The sequence below is a fragment of the Facilibium subflavum genome, from assembly GCF_003574485.1.
Classification (GTDB): domain Bacteria; phylum Pseudomonadota; class Gammaproteobacteria; order Francisellales; family Francisellaceae; genus Facilibium; species Facilibium subflavum.
In genome coordinates, this window is record NZ_QLIT01000078.1 from 1 (window position 1) to 1731 (window position 1731).

General features: G+C 38.2%; 2 protein-coding genes and 1 pseudogene. 2 read left to right on the top strand and 1 reads right to left on the bottom strand.

All coding sequences use genetic code 11. The features are described 5' to 3' along the window. Positions 1–21: 21 nt before the first annotated feature. Positions 22–216 (bottom strand): annotated as a pseudogene (locus DNK84_RS05440) (transposase); the annotation flags it as partial. Between the two features lie 281 nt (positions 217–497). Here DNK84_RS05440 and DNK84_RS05445 point away from each other — a divergent pair. Then, positions 498–1352, top strand: a complete 855-nt coding sequence (locus DNK84_RS05445; protein WP_119343543.1) for a hypothetical protein — start codon at positions 498–500, stop codon at positions 1350–1352. Positions 1353–1401: 49 nt separating this feature from the next. After that, positions 1402–1731: transposase (locus DNK84_RS05450; protein WP_208123235.1), on the top strand; the 330-nt coding region annotated here is incomplete at its 3' end.

The window sequence follows — 1731 nt, forward strand, 5'->3', positions numbered from 1 at the left end:
CCCAAGTACAGTCTAGTGCATAAAACGTTTATGAACTGCCCGCCAATGACCGTAGTATTCAGGAAGCATACGCCATTGACAACCCGTTCGTAACACATAGTAAACCCCTTCCACGAATAAACGCAAAGATTCCGTATTTTTGCAGTGTATCCTCTTTACCGTCATTAAAAATTCATAAATCTTTTCCCAAGCATTTTCATTTATGTGATAATGCATTTTGCAATCCTTTGTTGTTTTTCTCAAAAATATTTCAAACCAAGGATTGCAACCTTGCAAATCATTTTTTAATTAAATCAACTTAATTTCACATCTTGTAGTTTTTTTGGTTCACAGAACCTAGTAACTTCGGCAATGATATTCTTAACTTAAAAAAGCAGCTAAAGCGAGAGCAACATTGTGAGACTTTTGAAAGTTTCAAAGCTTATAGTCAACGATTTCGCCAGCTTTTTGGTATTCAACATGAACAGGCTTTAGAGCTTTTTTATCAAACCGTTTCAATGAAATCTGTTGGCAACTTAACTCAGTTCGTGCGCACCCACATGCTTGAGCAAGGAAACGCAGAGCAGCGTATTGATGAGCTTTGTCGAAATTTTGACAACCTGAACCGCTCCCATGAAGCTGTATTAAAAGCACGTCACCAAATTACACTATTGACAAAACTCAAGCAAGATGCAGATAAATTTCAAGAACAGGAAATATGCATTGAGGAGTTAGAAAGTTGTCGGCAAGCTTTACCTTATTATTTTGCAGGATTTGAAAAAGGTTTATTAACCACAAAGCTTGCTCAATTACAACAGGAAATGGACAAAACACAATACAAGTCCGATCAATTGACACAGCACATTGACCGGTTGAATGATAAATTAGTTGAATTACAAATTGAAATCGAACGCCAAGGCGGTAGTAGAATTGCTGAAATTGCAAAAGAAATAGAAACCCTAACCAATACGCAATCACAACGACAAATCAACCGTGAAAAATACCACGCATTAACACAAAAGCTTAGCCTGGGAAAAATACGTGATGAGTCTGGATTTTATCGCCAGCAACAGGAAATAAAAACCTATTTAACAGAATTTGAAGCTCAACTTGAAGAGAAACAAAACCAACAAGTTGATGTGAAAATCGAGATTCAAAATTTACAAAAAGAAGAAGCTGCCCTTCAAGATGAAATCAACTCACTTAAAAAGCGGCAAAATAACATTCCAGCACAAATGCTTGCGCTGCGCCGTGAGATTGCCAACACACTAGCGCTTAATGAGCATGACCTCCCCTTTATTGGTGAATTGCTCCAGGTCGCACAAAATGCTAAAAATTGGGAGGGCGCAGGGAGTATTGAAATAACTGTGTAAATTCTTTCATAGGTTATAATGGTTAAAACGTATAATCTAAGGACGAAAGATGAAAAACAAAGAACAAAACAAAGCATTAGATCAAGCGCTTGATCTCATTGTCGAATCAGGTGCTGATTTATCCAATCTATTTAAATCAGATGGCGTATTGAAGCAATTAACCAAAGGTCTGGTTGAACGTGCTTTACAAGGTGAACTAAAGGCGCATCTTGGTTATGACAGGCATGAACGTAGCGATTCTGCTAATGCACGTAACGGCACGGCACGAAAAAGCGTAATAACAGAAGATGGCCTATTGGAAATTGATGTGCCTCGTGATCGCTCAGGTGAATTTGATCCTGTACTTGTTCCCAAGCGAAGCACGCGGATTGAAGGTTTG

Bases quoted from the DNA above. Each gene is read 5' to 3' on its own strand.
- DNK84_RS05445 (WP_119343543.1), top strand. From the start codon at position 498: ATGAAATCTGTTGGCAACTTAACTCAGTTCGTGCGCACCCACATGCTT.